Genomic DNA, 700 nt, shown 5'->3' on the forward strand with positions numbered 1-700 from the left:
AATCATAACCACCAGTAGAACTGGTGGTTTGCTCTGCGCCTATAAGGCGCTTTTACTGGCCATGTCTGAAAGACATACTGAACGGGTGGACCAGCCAACCGCACTACTTTCCCGTTCAGGCCCCTTAAGGGGCTATTTTTTCTTTATCTCCTCGCCCGTGAATGGGTCGATGAACTCTTTCATTGTCATCTGGTCATGGATGACATCCTCTTGGAGCTGATTCTTTATATACTCCTCGATTACTTTCTTGTTTCGCCCGACCGTGGTGACATAGTATCCTCTGCACCAGAACTGTCGATTCCCATATCTGTACTTCAGATTCGCGTGCCTATCGAAGATCATGAGACTGCTCTTTCCTTTGAGATATCCCATGAAAGATGAGACACTCAGCTTGGGCGGTATACTGACGAGCATGTGTATGTGATCCTTACATGCCTCAGCCTCGATGATTTCTACACCTTTTCGCTCGCAGAGTTGACGAAGTATCCTGCCTATATCTGCACGGATCTTTCCATAGATGACCTGCCTCCGGTACTTCGGCGCAAATACGATATGATACTTACAATTCCATTTTGTATGTGCTAGACTTTGGTTATCCATCGATGGTTCCCCTCTCATACTATTTTCGGTTGGCTAGACCTGAAAATATCGTATGATGAGGGGATTTTTTTGTCCATAGCTGAAAGCTCTCAGGAACCCC

1 protein-coding gene is annotated in these 700 nt (G+C 46.1%); it reads right to left on the reverse strand.

Going from position 1 to position 700, the window contains the following annotated elements:
• Positions 1–132: 132 nt before the first annotated feature.
• On the reverse strand, positions 133–600 hold the full coding sequence (gene tnpA, locus AB5N96_RS13485) for an IS200/IS605 family transposase (protein ID WP_378142905.1): 468 nt from the start codon (positions 598–600) through the stop codon (positions 133–135).
• Positions 601–700 lie beyond the last annotated feature (100 nt).

The sequence above is a fragment of the Chryseomicrobium imtechense genome, from assembly GCF_041475995.1.
In the GTDB taxonomy this organism is placed as follows: domain Bacteria; phylum Bacillota; class Bacilli; order Bacillales_A; family Planococcaceae; genus Chryseomicrobium; species Chryseomicrobium aureum.

Excerpts from the sequence above, each read along its gene's own strand:
- tnpA (WP_378142905.1), bottom strand. The coding sequence starts at position 600 with ATGGATAACCAAAGTCTAGCACATACAAAATGGAATTGTAAGTATCAT.